This is a genomic window from Eubacterium aggregans (assembly GCF_900107815.1).
Lineage (GTDB): Bacteria > Bacillota > Clostridia > Eubacteriales > Eubacteriaceae > Eubacterium_O > Eubacterium_O aggregans.
Genome location: NZ_FNRK01000002.1, coordinates 91,297 through 106,847 on the forward strand (window position 1 = coordinate 91,297; position 15,551 = coordinate 106,847).

Below are 15,551 nucleotides of genomic sequence, written 5' to 3' on the forward strand. Positions count from 1 at the left end.
AAAGATCAAATAAGGAAGTAGATGCCGGTATGAAGAAAAGGTCACAGCGACAAAAGGAGCTCAAGCAGAAGCTGAGGCGAAGAAAGAGGCGGCGCATTGCGGTGCGTGTTCTTAGTCTGCTTATTGCCTTGGGGATTCTTGCCGGTGTGGGATACTGGTTTTACACAGCAACGGTCCAGGGAGTGTTTAATATTAAGCATGTTGAGGTCGTGGGGAGTGGGTCCCGGGAATCCCAGGGGATTATCGATGCAGCTGGTGTTCCCATGGATCAAAATCTCTTTACCGCTAATCTCAATGCCATAGACACCAATATCCGAAATAATCTGATGGTGGACGATTTAAGGGTATCAAAAAAATATCCGGATACCATTCTTATTGATATCACCTTGGAGCCTGCTGTTTGTGCCATGGTGGCAGAAGATAAAACCTTTTATCTCAACAAAGAGGGGAAGGTGGTGGAGGTCAGTGATTACCTGGAAAAATCAGATATTCCACTGGTCTCTGGATTGACGGGAATTACGGTGGATACCGCAGTGCGCAGTAATGCCACCATCCAGCCGGAATGGAAATATAAAGAAATCTTGCGGATGATTGATGTGTTAGACAATAGTGGCTACGGGTCAAAGATTTCAGAGATCATTGCGACCTCGGATAATCACTATAAAATCATCACCAAAAATAATGTGATTTTCCAAGTCGATGATTTCGAAGGTTTTAAAGAAAACTACGATTATATTGGTACGGTTATTCAAAAGAACCAGAGCAATCTAGATATCAATCTGACGGCGGGGCCCAATCCCATCGTTAAAACACGTTAGGGGATGATATGAAAAATACAGGAAAATTATCCATTGCTGTCGTGTCTGTCCTTGTTGGGGTACTCATTATTCTGTCCATGCGGGCGGTGGACCAGATCGGCGGCTCTGCCAACACGGAGCGTGCCGCCAAGCTCGCCTCTGAAATCAACGCCCTGGAAAGCCGGAATGAAGCCCTGGAGGCAGAGAAAACAAAGTTATCCCAAAAGCTGGCCCAATATGAATCCTCTTTGGCAGAAGGCGACGATGTCATTAAGGAGAAACTGCAAGCTTTGGAAAAGGAGCGGATTGCAGCAGGTTATACGGATGTCAGTGGTTCGGGCATTATCATTGCCATCGATGTTGACAGTACATCGGATTACGATCCAAGCCTGTACGCCTCCCACGCTGAGCTGCTCTTAACCCTGGTGAATGAGCTCAACGCAGCGGGGGCAGAAGCGGTTTCCATCAATGGTGAACGACTAGTGGGAACAACGGAAGTCCGCCAGGGCGGCAATTATGTTAATATTAATAAAAAGAAATTTACGGCCCCTTTTGAAGTTCGGGCCATCGGAGAACCAGCAACCCTCGCCGCAGCGGTGGAGATGCGCTCTGGTATTGTGGATGTCATGAAGAGCAATCATCTGAAGGTGGGAATCTCCAGGCAGGAAGCCCTGGAAATTGTGGCCTATGACGGTACGGTAGACATTCAATATGCTCAGCCGGTGGCAGACGATGTCGTTCAATAAATATTTAAAGCCCAAGGAACTGGGACTATTGGTTTTATTCATCCTTATTGGTGCTTTGATGGCCGTCATGGTCAGAAATCTGGATAGTGTCAGCCTTCCTCTGGGAGACGGCCTTCATTCCACAGCCTCCCTGTATGAGCAGGAGGTAATCCTTGAGAACCTCAGGACCCGAAGCACGATGCTCGAGCAGCAAATGACAAAGCAGCAGGAACGTATTGCGTTGTACGAGGGGGCCTATGATGCGCCCTCAAAGAGTGCTGACGAAAACAGGACGGCTTCACTGGAAGCGTATTTAAATGAGACCAGCCAAGCTCTGCAGATTCTGGATGGTTCCGTTGCCATTCAAGGCCCAGGGGTCCGGGTAACTTTAATGGATAGCGATCGGGAAATCCAGAAGGGTGAGAATCCCAATCAATTTTTGGTTCATAATTCAGATGTACTTCAGGTTCTCAATGAATTGCGGGTGGCTGGCGCGGAAGGCATCGCCCTCAATGGTTTTCGAGTAACAGAGCATAGCGCCGTGGATTGTGGTGGTGCGGTTATCAATGTGGATGGAAATCTTTCAACCCCGCCCTTCGTTATTGAGGCCATTGGGGATTCGGAGAAATTGAGTCTTTACTTAAATTCTGACGAAAGTGTCATTCAGATATTGAAATATTCGGAAATAAAGGTTAATATAGAAAAGTCAGAATCATTATACTTGGATAAGAGTAGCTATAATTAATTTTCCAGGAAAAGAGGTTGCGATGCTATTTCCTTTAATTGGGTTGATGATCGGTCTGATCATCGGGTTATTTTTACCCATAGAGGTACCGCTGGCCTATTCCTCTTATTTATCCATTGCCATTCTGGCTGCATTGAATTCCATTTTTGGCGGGATTCAGGCGGATTTGGAAGGGGCCTTTGATCAAAAGCTTTTTATCACAGGTTTCTTTGGCAATACGGTACTCGCCGCATTGTTAACCTATATTGGGGACCGTATTGGGGTTCCGATTTATTACGCCGCAATTTTCTATTTTGGAACAACATTGTTTTCCAATTTTGCCAAAATCAGGCGGCATTACTTCCATACAGAAGGTGGCAATAAGAATAGTGTTGTTAAGCGAGAAGAAGTGCCTGGAACCATCAAAGAGTCAGCAATGGCGCGGGAAAAGAAGGACGAAGGTACCAAACATCCCGTAAACATGGAGCAGCTTAGAGATGTTGAAGGTGATGATTGATATAGATTATTATTCTGTATATGAAAAAGCAGGAGGGAAAAAAAGTGATTGAATTAGATAACTACAGTAGCAATTCCGCTAAGATTCGTGTCGTCGGTGTCGGCGGAGGTGGAAACAATGCCGTCAATCGCATGATTGAGGCTGGCCTTAAAGGGGTTGATTTTGTCTCCATCAATACGGATAACCAGGCCTTGGCTCTAACCTTGGCAGAAAAGCGCCTTCAGATCGGTGAAAAGACCACTGGAGGTCTTGGTGCAGGTGGCAATCCGGAAATGGGTCAAAAATCTGCAGAAGAAAGCCGGGATGCCATCGCTGAAATCATTGAGGGCACCGATCTTCTCTTTGTAACTGCCGGAATGGGTGGTGGGACTGGCTCTGGTGCTGCCCCAATCATCGCCAGAGTGGCGAAGGAAATAGGTATTCTCACCATTGGTGTCGTTACAAAGCCCTTCTCCTTTGAAGGAAAGGTGCGGATGCGCAATGCTCAGATTGCCAGTGATTTCATGCAGGACAGTGTCGATGCCCTGGTAACCATCCCCAACGACCGCTTGCTGCGTATGGCAGACAAATCCACCTCCCTGCGGGAAGCTTTTAAATTAGCAGATGATGTTCTGCTTCAGGGTGTTCGTAGTATTTCGGATTTAATTTCCATGCCAGGCCTGGTCAGTCTTGACTTTGCCGATGTCAAGACCATCATGCAGGATGCCGGTTTGGCCCACATGGGTGTTGGCCGTGCTTCCGGTGAAAACCGTGCTGAAGAAGCAGCGAAAGAAGCCATTTTAAGTCCACTTCTGGAAACTGAAATCGATGGCGCTACAGGCGTGTTGCTGAATATCACCGCAGGGGAAGATTTATCCCTTTTTGAAGTCGATAAAGCAGCGACCATTGCCCGGGAAGCTTCTGACGAGGATGCCAATGTCATCTTTGGGGCAACCATCGATGAAAGTCTGGGTGATGAAATCCAGATTACCGTCATTGCCACCGGTTTTTTGACAAAGGATGAAGAACGGGCGAACCGTTCAGTTCCAGCTCAGAAACAGGCACCGAAAAAGAATGAAAACCGTCGTTCCAGTGCGGATCTCTTTTCTATTCCGGACTTCTTGAATACTGACGAATAGGATGAACCATGCGATGTCCCTTTTGCGAGTATGACGGCAGCCGGGTAATCGATTCACGACCAGTGGAAGAAAATACCATGATTCGACGTCGCAGGGAGTGTGAAAAGTGCAAGAAGCGCTTTACCACCTACGAGCGAATTGAAAATATTCCCCTTATCATTGTAAAAAAAGGGGGACAACGGGTATCCTTCGATCGGAATAAAATCCTGAATGGGATGATTAGAGCCTGCGAAAAGCGGCCTGTTCCCATCGACCATCTCGAAGAAGTGGTCGATGGCATTGAACGCAACCTTTATCAAAATGAGGCCAAGGAAATATCCTCGGAGTGTATTGGTGAGCAGGTGATGGATGCCCTTAAATCCATCGATCAGGTAGCTTATGTGCGCTTTGCTTCGGTTTATCGACATTTTAAGGATGTGGATTCCTTTATGGAGGAACTGAACCATTTGAAGTCGGAGCAATAAGGAGGCTTTTGTGGACTTTTACGAACCGACCATAGAAACAAAGGAAATTTTTTCTGGTCGAATTTTAAATTTAAGGGTGGATACCATTGCCCTTCCGGATGGAAAAACATCCCTCCGTGAAATTGTTGACCATAAAGATGCAGTGGCTATTTTGCCCATTGTGGATGATTGCATGGTCTTTGTAAAGCAATTTAGAAAGGCCGTCGAAACAGTGTTGACAGAAATACCCGCAGGCCTCATGGAAACGGGGGAGAACATTTTTGAAACGGCTTCCCGTGAGCTCCAGGAAGAAATTGGACTGAAGCCGATGGACCTTAAGTACTTAGGAGACATGTGGCCTTCACCAGGATTCACCAATGAAAAGACAGCGTTGTTTATGGCGACACAGTTTGAAGAAGAAGCTTTGGAAGCGGATGATGATGAATTCATCCAGATTATCCGGATTCCAATCCCGACGGTAAGGGCCCTTTATTTAAGTGGCAAATTTACAGATGCAAAGACGGCCTGCGCATTGGGACGTTATTTTTCACAGTGCAGATAATAATCATGGGTGATCCTTTATCCCGCATGGGCGAGATAAGTGGTCACCTTTTCTATTCTAAAAAAGGAGTATTGAATGAGCCATTATACATTTTCCGGTCACGATACCGTGGCCCTGGCCAAAGAGTACGGTACACCCTTATATGTTATGAGTGAAGATATCCTCAGAGATAATATTCAGGGAATTGTGGATGCCTTTGAAAAAACGGGCGCCGAATACGAAATTAATTTTGCCGGCAAATCTTTCTTAAACCTGGCGATGTGCCGTATCGTTGATGAGATGGGGATTTGCCTGGATGTTGCTTCTGGCGGAGAATTATACACCGCCCTCGAAAGTGGCTTTGATCCGGCACGTCTTTGTCTCCACGGCAACAACAAATCCAAGGAAGAGCTTGAAATGGCTCTGGATGCCAAGGTTGGACGTATTGTTGTCGACAATGCCGTTGAACTGGATACCTTGGATCAACTGACCCGGGAACGGGAGCAGCACATCACCGTTTTGTTTCGAGTGACACCGGGAATCTCTGCCCATACCCATGAACTCATCCAAACAGCGACCGAGGATTCCAAGTTTGGAGTCCCCATTCGTCAGGCTCGGGGGGTCATCGGCAATGCCCGTAAAATGCCATTTATTGATGTGGTGGGTATCCACTGCCATGTCGGCTCCCAGATTATCGACGACGCCCCCTTTGTTATGGCCATGGACATCATGATGGACCTGTATAAGGTGCTCCAAGAGGATGGTTTGGATTTAAAAGAAATTAATTTGGGGGGAGGCTTTGGCATTCCATATTTAACTGGAGACGAATCCTTTGATGTCATGAACCATATTCCACGAATGGTTGCCCATATTCGGGAGATGTCCGTTAAAAAAGCCCTGGCCATGCCACGTCTGGTTGTCGAGCCAGGTCGGTATATATCGGCGACCGCTGGCATTACCCTATACACGGTTGGAACGGTGAAGGATATCCCAGGGGTGAAAAAATACGTGTGTATTGATGGAGGAATGGCAGACAACCCCAGACCTGCGTTGTATGATGCGGAATATGAAGCTGTTTTATGCAATCACTATGGGGAAGCATCCACCGAAACCGTGACAATCAGTGGAAAGGCCTGTGAAACCGACCGGTTAATTGCTTCGGCAAAATTACCCAGTGCCGCACCCGGGGATATTTTGGCCGTTCGCCATACCGGAGCCTATAATTATTCCATGAGCAGCAATTATAACCGTCTCCGTCGGCCGGCAGTGGTTCTCCTTCGCGGGGGACAGTCCGGTATTATTGTGGAACGGGAAACTTATGCAGACCTTATTGCCCATGACCGGATCGTACCATGGCTGGAGAAATAAGATGCTGACGAATTTTACGCCAGAGTATTTTTTCAATCTGCTCCTTGGACTACCAGGAATCCTCATTGCTATCTCTTTTCATGAGATGGCCCATGGCTATGCGGCGGATGCCATGGGGGACCCCACGCCGAAGATGATGGGGCGCTTGACCATGAACCCCTTAAAGCACATCGATCCCGTGGGCTTCATTGCCATGGTGCTGCTGCGCTTCGGGTGGGCGAAACCTGTCCCTGTCAATCCCAATAATTTTAAAAATCGAAAGAAGGGAATGATTGTCGTTGCCCTATCGGGATGCCTTACCAATTTGCTTCTGGGCTTTATCGGAATGGCGGCCTATTTTGCGGTCCTTCCCTTGCAAAATGAGATGCTCTCGACGATTTTACAGTATATTTACTACTATAACGTACTCTTTGCCGTTTTTAATCTCATTCCCATTCCACCCCTGGATGGGTCCCAGCTTTTAGCTGAATTTCTGCCGCCAAGGGCGAGTCAGAAATTCTCTGAATTCGGGCGTTATGGGATGTTCGTTTTGCTGGCTCTGATGTTTACCGGTATTTTTGGGATGGTCATCAGCCCCATTATCAATGCGGTGCTTAGCCTGTACGCCACCCTTTTGTCACCGCTGTTCACCCTCCTTTGGTCCTAAACGATGTCCTATGAGGTTGCGCTGGAGAGCTTTGAAGGCCCTTTAGACTTATTGTTATTTTTAATACAGAAAAATAAAATCGATATCTATGATATCCCAATTGTACAGGTTACCAAGCAGTATTTGTCTTATATTTATAAATGGCAGGAGATGGACCTGGAGATTGCCAGCGAGTTTATTGTCATGGCCTCCAGGCTGCTGGAAATTAAATCCCGGACTCTATTGCCCCGGATGACACCCGAGGAAGAATCTGAAGAGGAGATGCGGGCCGCCCTGGTCAGCCAACTTTTGGACTACCAGGTTTTTAAAAAAATCAGCACCTATCTGGAGGATCGGGAGATGGCCGAGCTGGGAACCCTTGCCAAGGAGCCGGAGTACATCCCTGGGCTGGTCCAGGAAAAGCCGGTGGAAATCAAGGGTGAGGATTTGGCTAAGGCTTTTCGGGGCATCATTGCCATGTACCGGGACGACCATCTTCTTAAGTCTTACTCCGGACAGATTCTAAGGGATAATTTTACGGTTGAAGAAAAGATTGATTTAATACGGGGCCGATTTTCCAATGGTAGGGATGAAGCAGTGCCTTTCTCGGATTTGCTCATCGGACACGGGCAGAAAGAGGAGGTAGTGGTCACCCTTTTGGCAGTACTGGAATTGTACAAGGGTGGACAGATTGCCATTAAGCAAAGGGGTTTGTTCCAGGAAATAATCATAGAAGAAGGATGGATGGTAGATGGAGAATCGACAGATAACCATGCTTGACCGCCGCCGATATCAGGGGATGATCGAGGCGGTACTTTTTGCGTCCGGGGAACCGGTTACCTTAAAAGATCTGGCTGTGGCGGTGGATCAAAAGCAGGACACGGTACAGCAGCTGTTGGTTGAGATGGAAAAGGCCTATCAGGGGGAAGAACGAGGAATTCGTCTGCTTAACGTTAACGGAAGCTGGCAGCTGACCACAAAGCCAGAGCACTACGCTGTGGTTTCGGATGTTTTGGGCCTCCATCAGGCGGCGGGCCTGTCCAAGGCGGCACTGGAAACCTTGGCTATTGTGGCCTATCGCCAGCCCATAACCCGGGTGGAGGTTGAAGCCCTCCGAGGGGTAAGCTCCAGCAGTTCGATTCAATTACTGTTGGACCGCGAGCTGATCACCGAGGCAGGGCGAAAGGATGCCCCGGGGCGTCCATTTTTGTATAAAACAACCGATTGTTTTTTGAAATCCGTTCATCTGACGTCTTTGGCAGAACTGCCATCCTTCGATTTTTTTTCAGATGCGGAACAGGATTTATTGGAGGAAGCAATTTTATGAGTATGCGGTTACAAAAATATATGGCAATGTGCGGCGTGGCTTCCCGGCGGAAATCCGAGGTGCTCATTGCCACGGGCCATGTCCGGGTTAATGGAGTGGGCATTATGACGCCGGGGCATCAGATAGAGCCCGGTGTGGATCAGGTGGAGGTGGATGGTAAACCCATTAGTGGGGAATCCCATGAATACATCCTTCTAAACAAGCCCATGGGGGTGATTTCAACCTCTTCGGATGTCCATGCGGTGGAAACCGCCGTGGATTTGGTGAAGAGTGACAAACGCCTGTACACGGTGGGACGGCTGGATAAGGATACTGAAGGTTTGTTGGTTTTGACCAACGATGGGGATCTAACCTTTCGGCTTACCCACCCACGGCATCATTTTAAAAAGACCTACACCTGCCTGGTTAAGGGGCGCATGGAGGATGAGGCTGTAGATCTTCTCCGGGAAGGGGTTCTGATTGATAATGATGGGGAAGCCTATCAAACTCAGCCTGCGGAGGTTACCGTGCTGCGACGAAAGCGAGGCGCTACCCTCATTAGCATCACCATTTCTGAAGGGAAGAATCGTCAGGTCCGTAAAATGTGCGAGGCGGTGGAGCATCCCGTGATCCAGTTAAAGCGGGTGGCCTTAGGGGATTTAAAAGACCCGGGTCTTAAAGCGGGGAAGTGGCGCTATCTGACGGCTGCTGAAGTGGACTACTTAAAAGGAGTTTAGAAAATGCTGAAATTTTATTTTCCAAAGGAAACCGATGGAATTGCCTCTTTTTTTGAGGAGGATGCTTTAAGGAAAAGTTTGATTATGGCTGCAGAGGATGAGGTTGGTCTTTTGGCCCTCTGCCGCTTTATTTATTCGGGAAGCTCAGCTGTGATCCAGGAGATTGTAAAAGTGGACCACAGCGCGGATATGGAGATATTTGACGGGCTTCTGCGGTCAGTTCTTTTTCATTTGATGGAGATGGGCTGCCATTCGGTGGAGGTTTTCAATGGACCAGAGGATCTAGCGGAATACTTTAGGGGGCTGGGCTTTACATTAGAAGGAGACCATTGGCACCATGATGATTTTCCAGGGGCCCTTTTTTGCGGATGCCCATCCTGTGGAGGCATGTAGCATGATTGAAGCCTTTAGGCGTCAAACGATTTTGGCAGGGGCCATTATATCGGAGCATTTGAATCCTGGAGACTCTGCCATCGATGGCACCGCAGGAACTGGAGAGGACACCCTTATGATGGCCAAGAAGGTGGGGCCAGAAGGCAAGGTGTATGCCTTTGACATTCAAGGGGATGCCATTGCCCGAACCCGGTCCCTTCTGGTGGCCCAAGGGGTGGAACAACCGGTTTGGCTGTACCACCTGGGACATGAGTCCTTGGGGAGCTTGCCGGAAATCTCCGGGGACCCAAGGATTCGCGGGATTATGTTTAACCTCGGTTATTTACCAGGTGGCGATCGTGCCATCGTGACCCGATGTGAGACCACCATGGCGGCTCTGAAGGGGGCCCTTGGCGTATTGGCAGCGGATGGGGTGATGACGGTATGCGCTTATGGACATAAAGAAGGCCTGGCGGAGGCACAAGGGATAGAAACCTGGTGCAGTGCCTTAGGCAAGGGGATTGATGTCCATCGAATTGAAACCATCAATCATCACAACAGCCCCGTTTTGTATCTCATCAAAAAAGCAAGGAATGTAAAGTGAACAATTATCGGAAAAAATGTGATGTCAGGGATATCTTTGCAGAGCTAAAGCGTCAGTACGACAGCTTTAGCAAAAGCCATAAAAAGATTGCGTTGTACATCATGCGGAATTTTGAAAAAGTCCCGGATATGTCGGCCATGCAGGTCGCTCGGGCAGTACATGTCAGTGAAGCCACCGTCGTGCGATTTGCCATTTTCCTTGGCTATGAAGGCTACCCGGAATTTCGGAAATTCCTGAAGGATGAAATGAACAGCAAGTTGACCACGGTGGAGCGCATTGACCTGACCATGGGGGATGATGAAAAAGCCCTTTTGATGAAGGATAGCGCCAAGCATATGCTTAAAAGCGATATCGAATCCGTGAAGGATACGCTTGCGAATTTCGATGAGGAGACCTTTGAGCACTGCGTGGGGCTCATTGCAGAGGCCAGGAAGGTCATCATCATCGGCTTTCGGACCACCAGCCTCCTCACTGAGTATTTGGGCTATTATTTGGGCCTGGTACTGGACGATGTGCGCATTGTCAATCATGGGGTGACGGATTTTTATGAGCATCTCATTAAAATTGGGGAGAATGATGTAGTCATTGCCATCAGCTTTCCCCGTTATGCCAAAAAAACCATGGAGGCCGTGGAGTTTTTAAAGGATCGGGGACCAAAAATCATTGTGATTTCCGATAATAATCATGCGCCCATTAACCAATATGCGGATTATACCCTTTTGGCCAAGAGCAATGCCTATGCCTTTGTGGATTCCCTGGTGGCGCCACTAAGTATGATTGATGCCCTGGTGGTGGCCATCGGTCTTAAAAATGTAGCAAAAACAAAAAGGACCTTTAAAGATCTGGAAGAAATATGGAAAGAAAACTACGTCTATACGGGGGATGAATTGGAGCGAGACTTATGGAACGAGTAATGCAGACCATTGTGGTCGGCGGCGGCCCCGCCGGAATGCTGGCAGCCCTTTCTGCGGCAGAGGGTGGACGAGCCGTTGTTTTGTGTGAGCAAAATGAAAAGCTGGGTAAGAAGCTCTATATTACAGGAAAAGGCCGCTGTAATGTGACCAATGCTTGTGATCAGGATGATTTTTTCGAAAACATTATGACCAATCCCCGGTTTTTGTACTCGGCCTTTGCGGCTTTTAATAATTACGATTTGATGGGGGTTCTGGAGGATGCTGGCTGCCCCCTGCAGGTGGAGCGGGGAAACCGGGTTTTCCCCACAAGTAATAAATCCAGCGATATTATCCGCGCCCTGGGCACAGCCCTTAAAAGAGCCGGTGTTCAGGTTCGCCTGGGTACTTCTGTCAAAGCCATTGAAAGGGAAACCGTCGAGGGTAAGCCGAAGGTGATCGGTGTGACGCTGCAAGACGGAAGCCTGATTCCAGGGGACCGCGTGATCCTGGCCACCGGGGGTATGAGTTATACCTCCACAGGCTCTGATGGGTATGGCATGCGTCTGGCCAAGGCCCTGGGGCATCGGATGGTGCCCTGTCGGCCCTCTTTAGTGGGTCTGACCACCAAGGAGCGGTGGCCAATGGCGCTCCAGGGCTTATCCCTGCGTAACGCTGGCCTCACCCTGTATTCCGGGAAAAAGCTAATCGCCCGGGAACAAGGGGAAATGCTCTTCACCCATTTTGGGGTGTCCGGTCCCATGGTGTTAAGCCATAGTGCGCGAATCAAGAAGGACCCGGGAAACTGTCGCCTCTCCATTGATCTTAAGCCGGGACTCAGTGAGGAGCAAATCCAGGCCCGGGTCGTCCGGGATTTTGAAAAATACCAGAATAAACAATTGATGAATGCCATGGGAGATCTCCTTCCCTCCAAGTTGATTCCTGTTTTTATAGAATTAACGGGAATTTCAGGGGAAAAGCGGGTCAACCAGATTACCAAACAGGAACGGCGCAGGGTCGAGGAGCTTCTTAAATCCATGCCCCTGTCTGTGACTGGCTTTACCGCCATGAATTCGGCCATCATCACCTCAGGGGGAGTCCATGTGGGGGATATCAATCCGAAAACCATGGAATCTAAAATTGTGGATGGACTGTATTTTGCAGGGGAGATGATTGATGTGGATGCCCTGACGGGAGGATATAATATTCAAATTGCAGCGAGCACAGGATGGCTTGCCGGTAAGGAGTGAAGGAAATGCAAATTGCCATTGATGGCCCGGCAGGGGCCGGAAAAAGTACCATTGCAAAGATGATCGCAAAGGACCTGGATATCATCTATCTGGATACCGGGGCCATGTATCGGGCCATTACCTATGGTGTCATGGAAGCGGGGATCCCCTTTTCGGATGAAGCAGCTATTATTGATTTTACCCAGAAAAGCACCATTGATTTTGACGGCTCCGCTGTGCGCTTAAACGGGGGTGTTGTTACCGAGGAAATCCGCAGGCCCCTAGTGAGCCAGCATACTTCGGATATCGCCTGCATCCAGGCTGTTCGGGATCTGTTGGTGGAGGAGCAGCGACAGATTGCGGCTAATCATTCTGTTATTATGGATGGCCGGGATATTGCATCGGTGGTTCTGCCCCGGGCTCAATATAAATTCTATTTAGATGCCAGCATTACAGAGCGTGCTATGCGGCGGATGAAGGAATTGGCAGCAAAGGGTATCGATAAGTCCTTAGATGAGATGAAAGCGGATATTGCTGCTCGGGATTATAACGATACCCATCGTGATGCCGGTCCCCTGGTCTGTACCGAAGATGCCGTTATTATTGATACCACGGGAAAAAGCATCTCTGAGGTTTGTGGGGCCATTATGGCTCATATTAAAGGGGTACCATTATGATTTATCGATTGGGCCGTGCTTTATTTAAATATATTGTTAATATCATCCTGTATCGGTTTACCATTAAGGGCAAGGAGAATGTACCTAAAAGTGGTGGGCTGATTATCTGTCCCAACCATGTCAGCCTGTATGATCCCATTGTCATTGCGACCCAACTGGATCGCCCTGTCCACTACATGGCCAAGGCGGAGCTCTACAAGCATGCCATTGTTGCCTGGGTTATGCGGGCGGTTAAAACCATTCCGGTGAATCGGGGGAATGTTTCTGTACAAACCCTTAAGGAATCCATGAAGGTTTTGAAAGATGGCGGGATTTTAGGCATTTTTCCAGAGGGAACTCGGGTGGCAGAGGGGGAAGAAAAGCCTCCGATGGATGGCTTTGTGGTGTTTGCACTCAAGACGAAAAGTCCCATTTTACCGGTTCATATCCAAGGGCGCTTTAAATTTAGAAGCCATATCACCATTACTTTTGGAGCGCCCATCACTTTGGAAGAATACTACGGGAAGAAGCTAAAAGCACCCGAGATGTCTGAAATTAGTCAAAAAATCATGGATCAGGTGTACGCTCTGGATTAGGCCCAGTGAGAATGCAAATATTAGAAAAAAAAACACGAATTCGTGCAAAAAATAGTGGACATTAAGGGTGTTTTACAATACAATAATGGAGATAGTCGATGAAAATAATTATTGCTGAAAAAGCGGGGTATTGCTTTGGAATACAGAACGCCATGGCAATGGTGGAAAATACCCTTAAAACCTATCCTGGACAGCAGATTTATTGTCTGGGCGATATTTCCCATAACCGGCAAGAAATGGGCCGTCTGATTACCCTCGGGGTGAAAAAGGTGGATACATTGGATGCGGTAGAGGATGGCGTCGTTATTATCCGTTCCCACGGTGTGGGAAGGAATGTCATCACTGCAGCAGAAGAGAAGGCACTGACCATTGTCAATGCAACCTGTCCTTTTGTCCGGGCCATGCAAAATAAGGTTCGGGATTATTACGAAAAGGGCTATCAAATTGTTATCGTTGGAAATGCCGAGCACCCAGAAGTGGTCGGAGCCATGGGTTGGTGTGATGATTCTGGAATTGTCCTCAGCTCTGGGGATGAAGTGGATGCCTTACCGCATTTTGAAAAAATTTGCGTAGTGGCTCAAACCACCATCATTGAAAGCAAATTCCAAAGGATAACCGAAGCCTTGAAAAACAAGGCGGATGAATGTGTTATATTTAATACCATTTGCAGCGCGACGGCTGAGAGACAAGCAGCCGCGGCGAAGACGGCAGAAGGTGTAGAATATATGATCGTAGTGGGTGGGTACCATAGCTCCAATACTCAAAAGCTTTTGGAGGTGTGCAAAGCCCATTGCAAAAATACTTGTCACATAGAGACAGCCGGGGAATTAGATCCTGATGAGATTAAGAAATATCAAACCATCGGAATCACAGCGGGAGCATCGACACCGGATTGGATCGTTAAGGAGGTAACGGAAAGTATGGAAGAAAACGTGTTAGAGCAGGAACAGACGCAAGCGGTTCTGAATGATGTTGCAGATGAAGAGTTTGATTTTGCAAAAGAACTAGAAGACTCGATGAAGTCTATCCGCAAGGGTGCACCAGTGGAAGGCGAAGTTATCGCAGTTGATGCGGATGAAGTGATCCTGAACATCGGATATAAATCTGATGCAGTCATTAAGAAAAGTGACTACACTTGGAAGCACGATGAAGAATTAACAGATTTGGTCAAGCCTGGCGATTTGATTACCGCCATCGTCACCGATTTGAATGATGGTTCTTCCCGGGTAAAATTGTCCAAAATCAAATATGAAAATCAAAAGGTTCAGAACAAATTAGCTGAAGCCTTTGAAAATCAGGATGTTTTGGAAGGTAAGATTAAAAGTGTTTCTGGTAGCGGCCTGATCGTCGATATCGGATTTACCGATATCTTCATGCCTGCATCCCAGTATCATGTGCGTTATGTCAAGGATTTGGAATCCCTTATCGGCGAAGAAGTCAAGGGTAAAATCATTGATTACAATGCAAAGCGCCGCAGAGCAATTCTTTCCCAGAAGGTTATTCTGGAAAAGGAAATTAAGGAAAAACAAGCAAAGCAGCGTGAAGTTAAGGAAAAACGTTTTGGTGAGCTGAACGTTGACGATGTGGTCAAGGGGAATGTTAAGACTATCACCAATTTCGGTATCTTTGTAGATTTAGATGGTATCGATGGCTTCGTCCATCGCTCTGACCTGACCTGGGAACGTGCCAACGAACCTAAGGATTTGGTTCAGAAGGGCCAGGAAATCGAAGCAAAGGTTATCTCCAAGAACGAAGAAGACAAGAAGATCAAGCTCAGTGTCAAAGCACTGATGCCCAGACCTTGGGATGTATTCGTTCAGGAATATAACGAAAAGGACGATGTTGAAGTCAAAATCACCAATGTGTTGGATTTCGGTGCTTTTGCAGAAATCATCCCTGGTGTCGAAGGCCTGATCCATGTTTCTGAAATCAGCTATGACCGTGTCGAATCGGTGGCTGCTGTCCTGAAACCAGGGGATGTGGTCAAGGTTAAGATCATCGGCATCAACACTGAAAAAGAAAAAATCAGCCTGAGCATCAAAGCAACTCTGGAAGCACCTGAAAGACCCCAGCGCAGCAGAAGCAAGAAGCGCGAAGGCGGCTTCACTGGCGATCGTCCCAACCGTGGCGGTGGACAGAAGAAGAGAGCAGCACAGAACAGAAACACCACTGTGTATGAAGAATCGGCCAATGTCACCCTGGGTGATGCATTTGGAAATCTCTTCGAAGGTTTATCCTTCGGGGACGATACGGATGATGGCGACAAAGAATAATCGAGAAAAAATGGAACAGCTTGTGCTGTT

The 15,551-nt window shown here is 47.8% G+C and carries 19 protein-coding genes; all 19 read left to right on the plus strand.

All coding sequences use genetic code 11. The features are described 5' to 3' along the window. Nucleotides 1-29 precede the first annotated feature (29 nt). The 19 genes from BLW33_RS01585 (at nucleotide 30) to BLW33_RS01675 (ending at nucleotide 15,521) form a co-directional block, all read left to right on the plus strand. A complete protein-coding gene (locus BLW33_RS01585) occupies nucleotides 30-818 on the plus strand; it encodes a cell division protein FtsQ/DivIB (protein WP_090304429.1) in 789 nt (262 codons plus the stop codon). Nucleotides 819-826: 8 nt separating this feature from the next. After that, the gene (locus BLW33_RS01590; protein ID WP_090304431.1) at nucleotides 827-1,543 is read left to right on the plus strand and encodes a DUF881 domain-containing protein; all 717 of its coding nucleotides are present in this window, start codon (nucleotides 827-829) and stop codon (nucleotides 1,541-1,543) included. After that, entirely contained in the window at nucleotides 1,530-2,267 is a 738-nt protein-coding gene (locus BLW33_RS01595) for a DUF881 domain-containing protein (RefSeq protein ID WP_176966577.1), read from the plus strand. Before BLW33_RS01590 ends, BLW33_RS01595 begins: the two co-directional genes overlap by 14 nt. Nucleotides 2,268-2,289: 22 nt before the next feature. After that, nucleotides 2,290-2,763, plus strand: coding sequence for a small basic family protein (locus tag BLW33_RS01600; RefSeq protein ID WP_090304435.1), 474 nt, complete (start codon nucleotides 2,290-2,292; stop codon nucleotides 2,761-2,763). Nucleotides 2,764-2,807: 44 nt separating this feature from the next. Beyond that, nucleotides 2,808-3,881 carry a cell division protein FtsZ gene (ftsZ, locus tag BLW33_RS01605; RefSeq protein ID WP_090304619.1) on the plus strand — a complete coding sequence of 358 codons (1,074 nt, stop codon included), beginning with the start codon at nucleotides 2,808-2,810 and terminating at the stop codon, nucleotides 3,879-3,881. A gap of 8 nt (nucleotides 3,882-3,889) precedes the next feature. After that, the gene (nrdR, locus tag BLW33_RS01610; protein ID WP_090304437.1) at nucleotides 3,890-4,345 is read left to right on the plus strand and encodes a transcriptional regulator NrdR; all 456 of its coding nucleotides are present in this window, start codon (nucleotides 3,890-3,892) and stop codon (nucleotides 4,343-4,345) included. A 10-nt stretch (nucleotides 4,346-4,355) separates the two neighbouring features. Then, complete coding sequence (locus tag BLW33_RS01615) at nucleotides 4,356-4,886, plus strand: NUDIX hydrolase (protein ID WP_090304439.1); 531 nt, start codon at nucleotides 4,356-4,358, stop codon at nucleotides 4,884-4,886. A gap of 75 nt (nucleotides 4,887-4,961) precedes the next feature. Then, nucleotides 4,962-6,233, plus strand: coding sequence for a diaminopimelate decarboxylase (gene lysA / locus BLW33_RS01620; RefSeq protein ID WP_090304441.1), 1,272 nt, complete (start codon nucleotides 4,962-4,964; stop codon nucleotides 6,231-6,233). After that, nucleotides 6,184-6,879 (plus strand): site-2 protease family protein, encoded by a 696-nt coding sequence (locus BLW33_RS01625; RefSeq protein WP_242911561.1) that lies wholly within the window; start codon nucleotides 6,184-6,186, stop codon nucleotides 6,877-6,879. The genes lysA and BLW33_RS01625 overlap by 50 nt, the downstream gene beginning before the upstream one ends. A gap of 51 nt (nucleotides 6,880-6,930) precedes the next feature. After that, nucleotides 6,931-7,638 carry a segregation and condensation protein A gene (locus BLW33_RS01630; protein ID WP_242911562.1) on the plus strand — a complete coding sequence of 236 codons (708 nt, stop codon included), beginning with the start codon at nucleotides 6,931-6,933 and terminating at the stop codon, nucleotides 7,636-7,638. Continuing rightward, the gene (scpB, locus tag BLW33_RS01635) at nucleotides 7,610-8,185 is read left to right on the plus strand and encodes an SMC-Scp complex subunit ScpB (RefSeq protein WP_090304447.1); all 576 of its coding nucleotides are present in this window, start codon (nucleotides 7,610-7,612) and stop codon (nucleotides 8,183-8,185) included. Before BLW33_RS01630 ends, scpB begins: the two co-directional genes overlap by 29 nt. Next, nucleotides 8,182-8,901 carry a pseudouridine synthase gene (locus tag BLW33_RS01640; RefSeq protein WP_341456139.1) on the plus strand — a complete coding sequence of 240 codons (720 nt, stop codon included), beginning with the start codon at nucleotides 8,182-8,184 and terminating at the stop codon, nucleotides 8,899-8,901. The genes scpB and BLW33_RS01640 overlap by 4 nt, the downstream gene beginning before the upstream one ends. A gap of 3 nt (nucleotides 8,902-8,904) precedes the next feature. After that, entirely contained in the window at nucleotides 8,905-9,294 is a 390-nt protein-coding gene (locus tag BLW33_RS01645) for a hypothetical protein (RefSeq protein WP_090304449.1), read from the plus strand. 1 nt (nucleotide 9,295) lies between these two features. Beyond that, a complete protein-coding gene (gene mnmM / locus BLW33_RS01650) occupies nucleotides 9,296-9,877 on the plus strand; it encodes a tRNA 5-(aminomethyl)-2-thiouridylate-methyltransferase MnmM (RefSeq protein ID WP_176966578.1) in 582 nt (193 codons plus the stop codon). Beyond that, a complete protein-coding gene (locus tag BLW33_RS01655; protein ID WP_090304452.1) occupies nucleotides 9,874-10,791 on the plus strand; it encodes a MurR/RpiR family transcriptional regulator in 918 nt (305 codons plus the stop codon). Before mnmM ends, BLW33_RS01655 begins: the two co-directional genes overlap by 4 nt. Next, the gene (locus tag BLW33_RS01660) at nucleotides 10,779-12,017 is read left to right on the plus strand and encodes a BaiN/RdsA family NAD(P)/FAD-dependent oxidoreductase (RefSeq protein ID WP_090304454.1); all 1,239 of its coding nucleotides are present in this window, start codon (nucleotides 10,779-10,781) and stop codon (nucleotides 12,015-12,017) included. The genes BLW33_RS01655 and BLW33_RS01660 overlap by 13 nt, the downstream gene beginning before the upstream one ends. A gap of 5 nt (nucleotides 12,018-12,022) precedes the next feature. Beyond that, nucleotides 12,023-12,673: a (d)CMP kinase gene (gene cmk / locus BLW33_RS01665; RefSeq protein ID WP_090304455.1), complete on the plus strand. Its 651-nt coding sequence runs from the start codon at nucleotides 12,023-12,025 to the stop codon at nucleotides 12,671-12,673. Next, entirely contained in the window at nucleotides 12,670-13,248 is a 579-nt protein-coding gene (locus BLW33_RS01670) for a lysophospholipid acyltransferase family protein (RefSeq protein ID WP_090304457.1), read from the plus strand. The genes cmk and BLW33_RS01670 overlap by 4 nt, the downstream gene beginning before the upstream one ends. Nucleotides 13,249-13,346: 98 nt before the next feature. Next, nucleotides 13,347-15,521 (plus strand): bifunctional 4-hydroxy-3-methylbut-2-enyl diphosphate reductase/30S ribosomal protein S1, encoded by a 2,175-nt coding sequence (locus BLW33_RS01675; protein WP_090304458.1) that lies wholly within the window; start codon nucleotides 13,347-13,349, stop codon nucleotides 15,519-15,521. The last annotated feature ends 30 nt before the right edge of the window (nucleotides 15,522-15,551 follow it).

Excerpts from the sequence above, each read along its gene's own strand:
- BLW33_RS01660 (WP_090304454.1), top strand. The coding sequence starts at position 10,779 with ATGGAACGAGTAATGCAGACCATTGTGGTCGGCGGCGGCCCCGCCGGA.
- nrdR (WP_090304437.1), top strand. The coding sequence starts at position 3,890 with ATGCGATGTCCCTTTTGCGAGTATGACGGCAGCCGGGTAATCGATTCA.
- BLW33_RS01590 (WP_090304431.1), top strand. The coding sequence starts at position 827 with ATGAAAAATACAGGAAAATTATCCATTGCTGTCGTGTCTGTCCTTGTT.
- scpB (WP_090304447.1), top strand. The coding sequence starts at position 7,610 with ATGGAGAATCGACAGATAACCATGCTTGACCGCCGCCGATATCAGGGG.
- BLW33_RS01670 (WP_090304457.1), top strand. The coding sequence starts at position 12,670 with ATGATTTATCGATTGGGCCGTGCTTTATTTAAATATATTGTTAATATC.
- BLW33_RS01585 (WP_090304429.1), top strand. The coding sequence starts at position 30 with ATGAAGAAAAGGTCACAGCGACAAAAGGAGCTCAAGCAGAAGCTGAGG.
- BLW33_RS01625 (WP_242911561.1), top strand. The coding sequence starts at position 6,184 with ATGCAGACCTTATTGCCCATGACCGGATCGTACCATGGCTGGAGAAAT.
- BLW33_RS01675 (WP_090304458.1), top strand. The coding sequence starts at position 13,347 with ATGAAAATAATTATTGCTGAAAAAGCGGGGTATTGCTTTGGAATACAG.
- lysA (WP_090304441.1), top strand. The coding sequence starts at position 4,962 with ATGAGCCATTATACATTTTCCGGTCACGATACCGTGGCCCTGGCCAAA.
- BLW33_RS01645 (WP_090304449.1), top strand. The coding sequence starts at position 8,905 with ATGCTGAAATTTTATTTTCCAAAGGAAACCGATGGAATTGCCTCTTTT.
- mnmM (WP_176966578.1), top strand. The coding sequence starts at position 9,296 with ATGATTGAAGCCTTTAGGCGTCAAACGATTTTGGCAGGGGCCATTATA.
- cmk (WP_090304455.1), top strand. The coding sequence starts at position 12,023 with ATGCAAATTGCCATTGATGGCCCGGCAGGGGCCGGAAAAAGTACCATT.
- BLW33_RS01600 (WP_090304435.1), top strand. The coding sequence starts at position 2,290 with ATGCTATTTCCTTTAATTGGGTTGATGATCGGTCTGATCATCGGGTTA.
- BLW33_RS01595 (WP_176966577.1), top strand. The coding sequence starts at position 1,530 with ATGTCGTTCAATAAATATTTAAAGCCCAAGGAACTGGGACTATTGGTT.
- BLW33_RS01640 (WP_341456139.1), top strand. The coding sequence starts at position 8,182 with ATGAGTATGCGGTTACAAAAATATATGGCAATGTGCGGCGTGGCTTCC.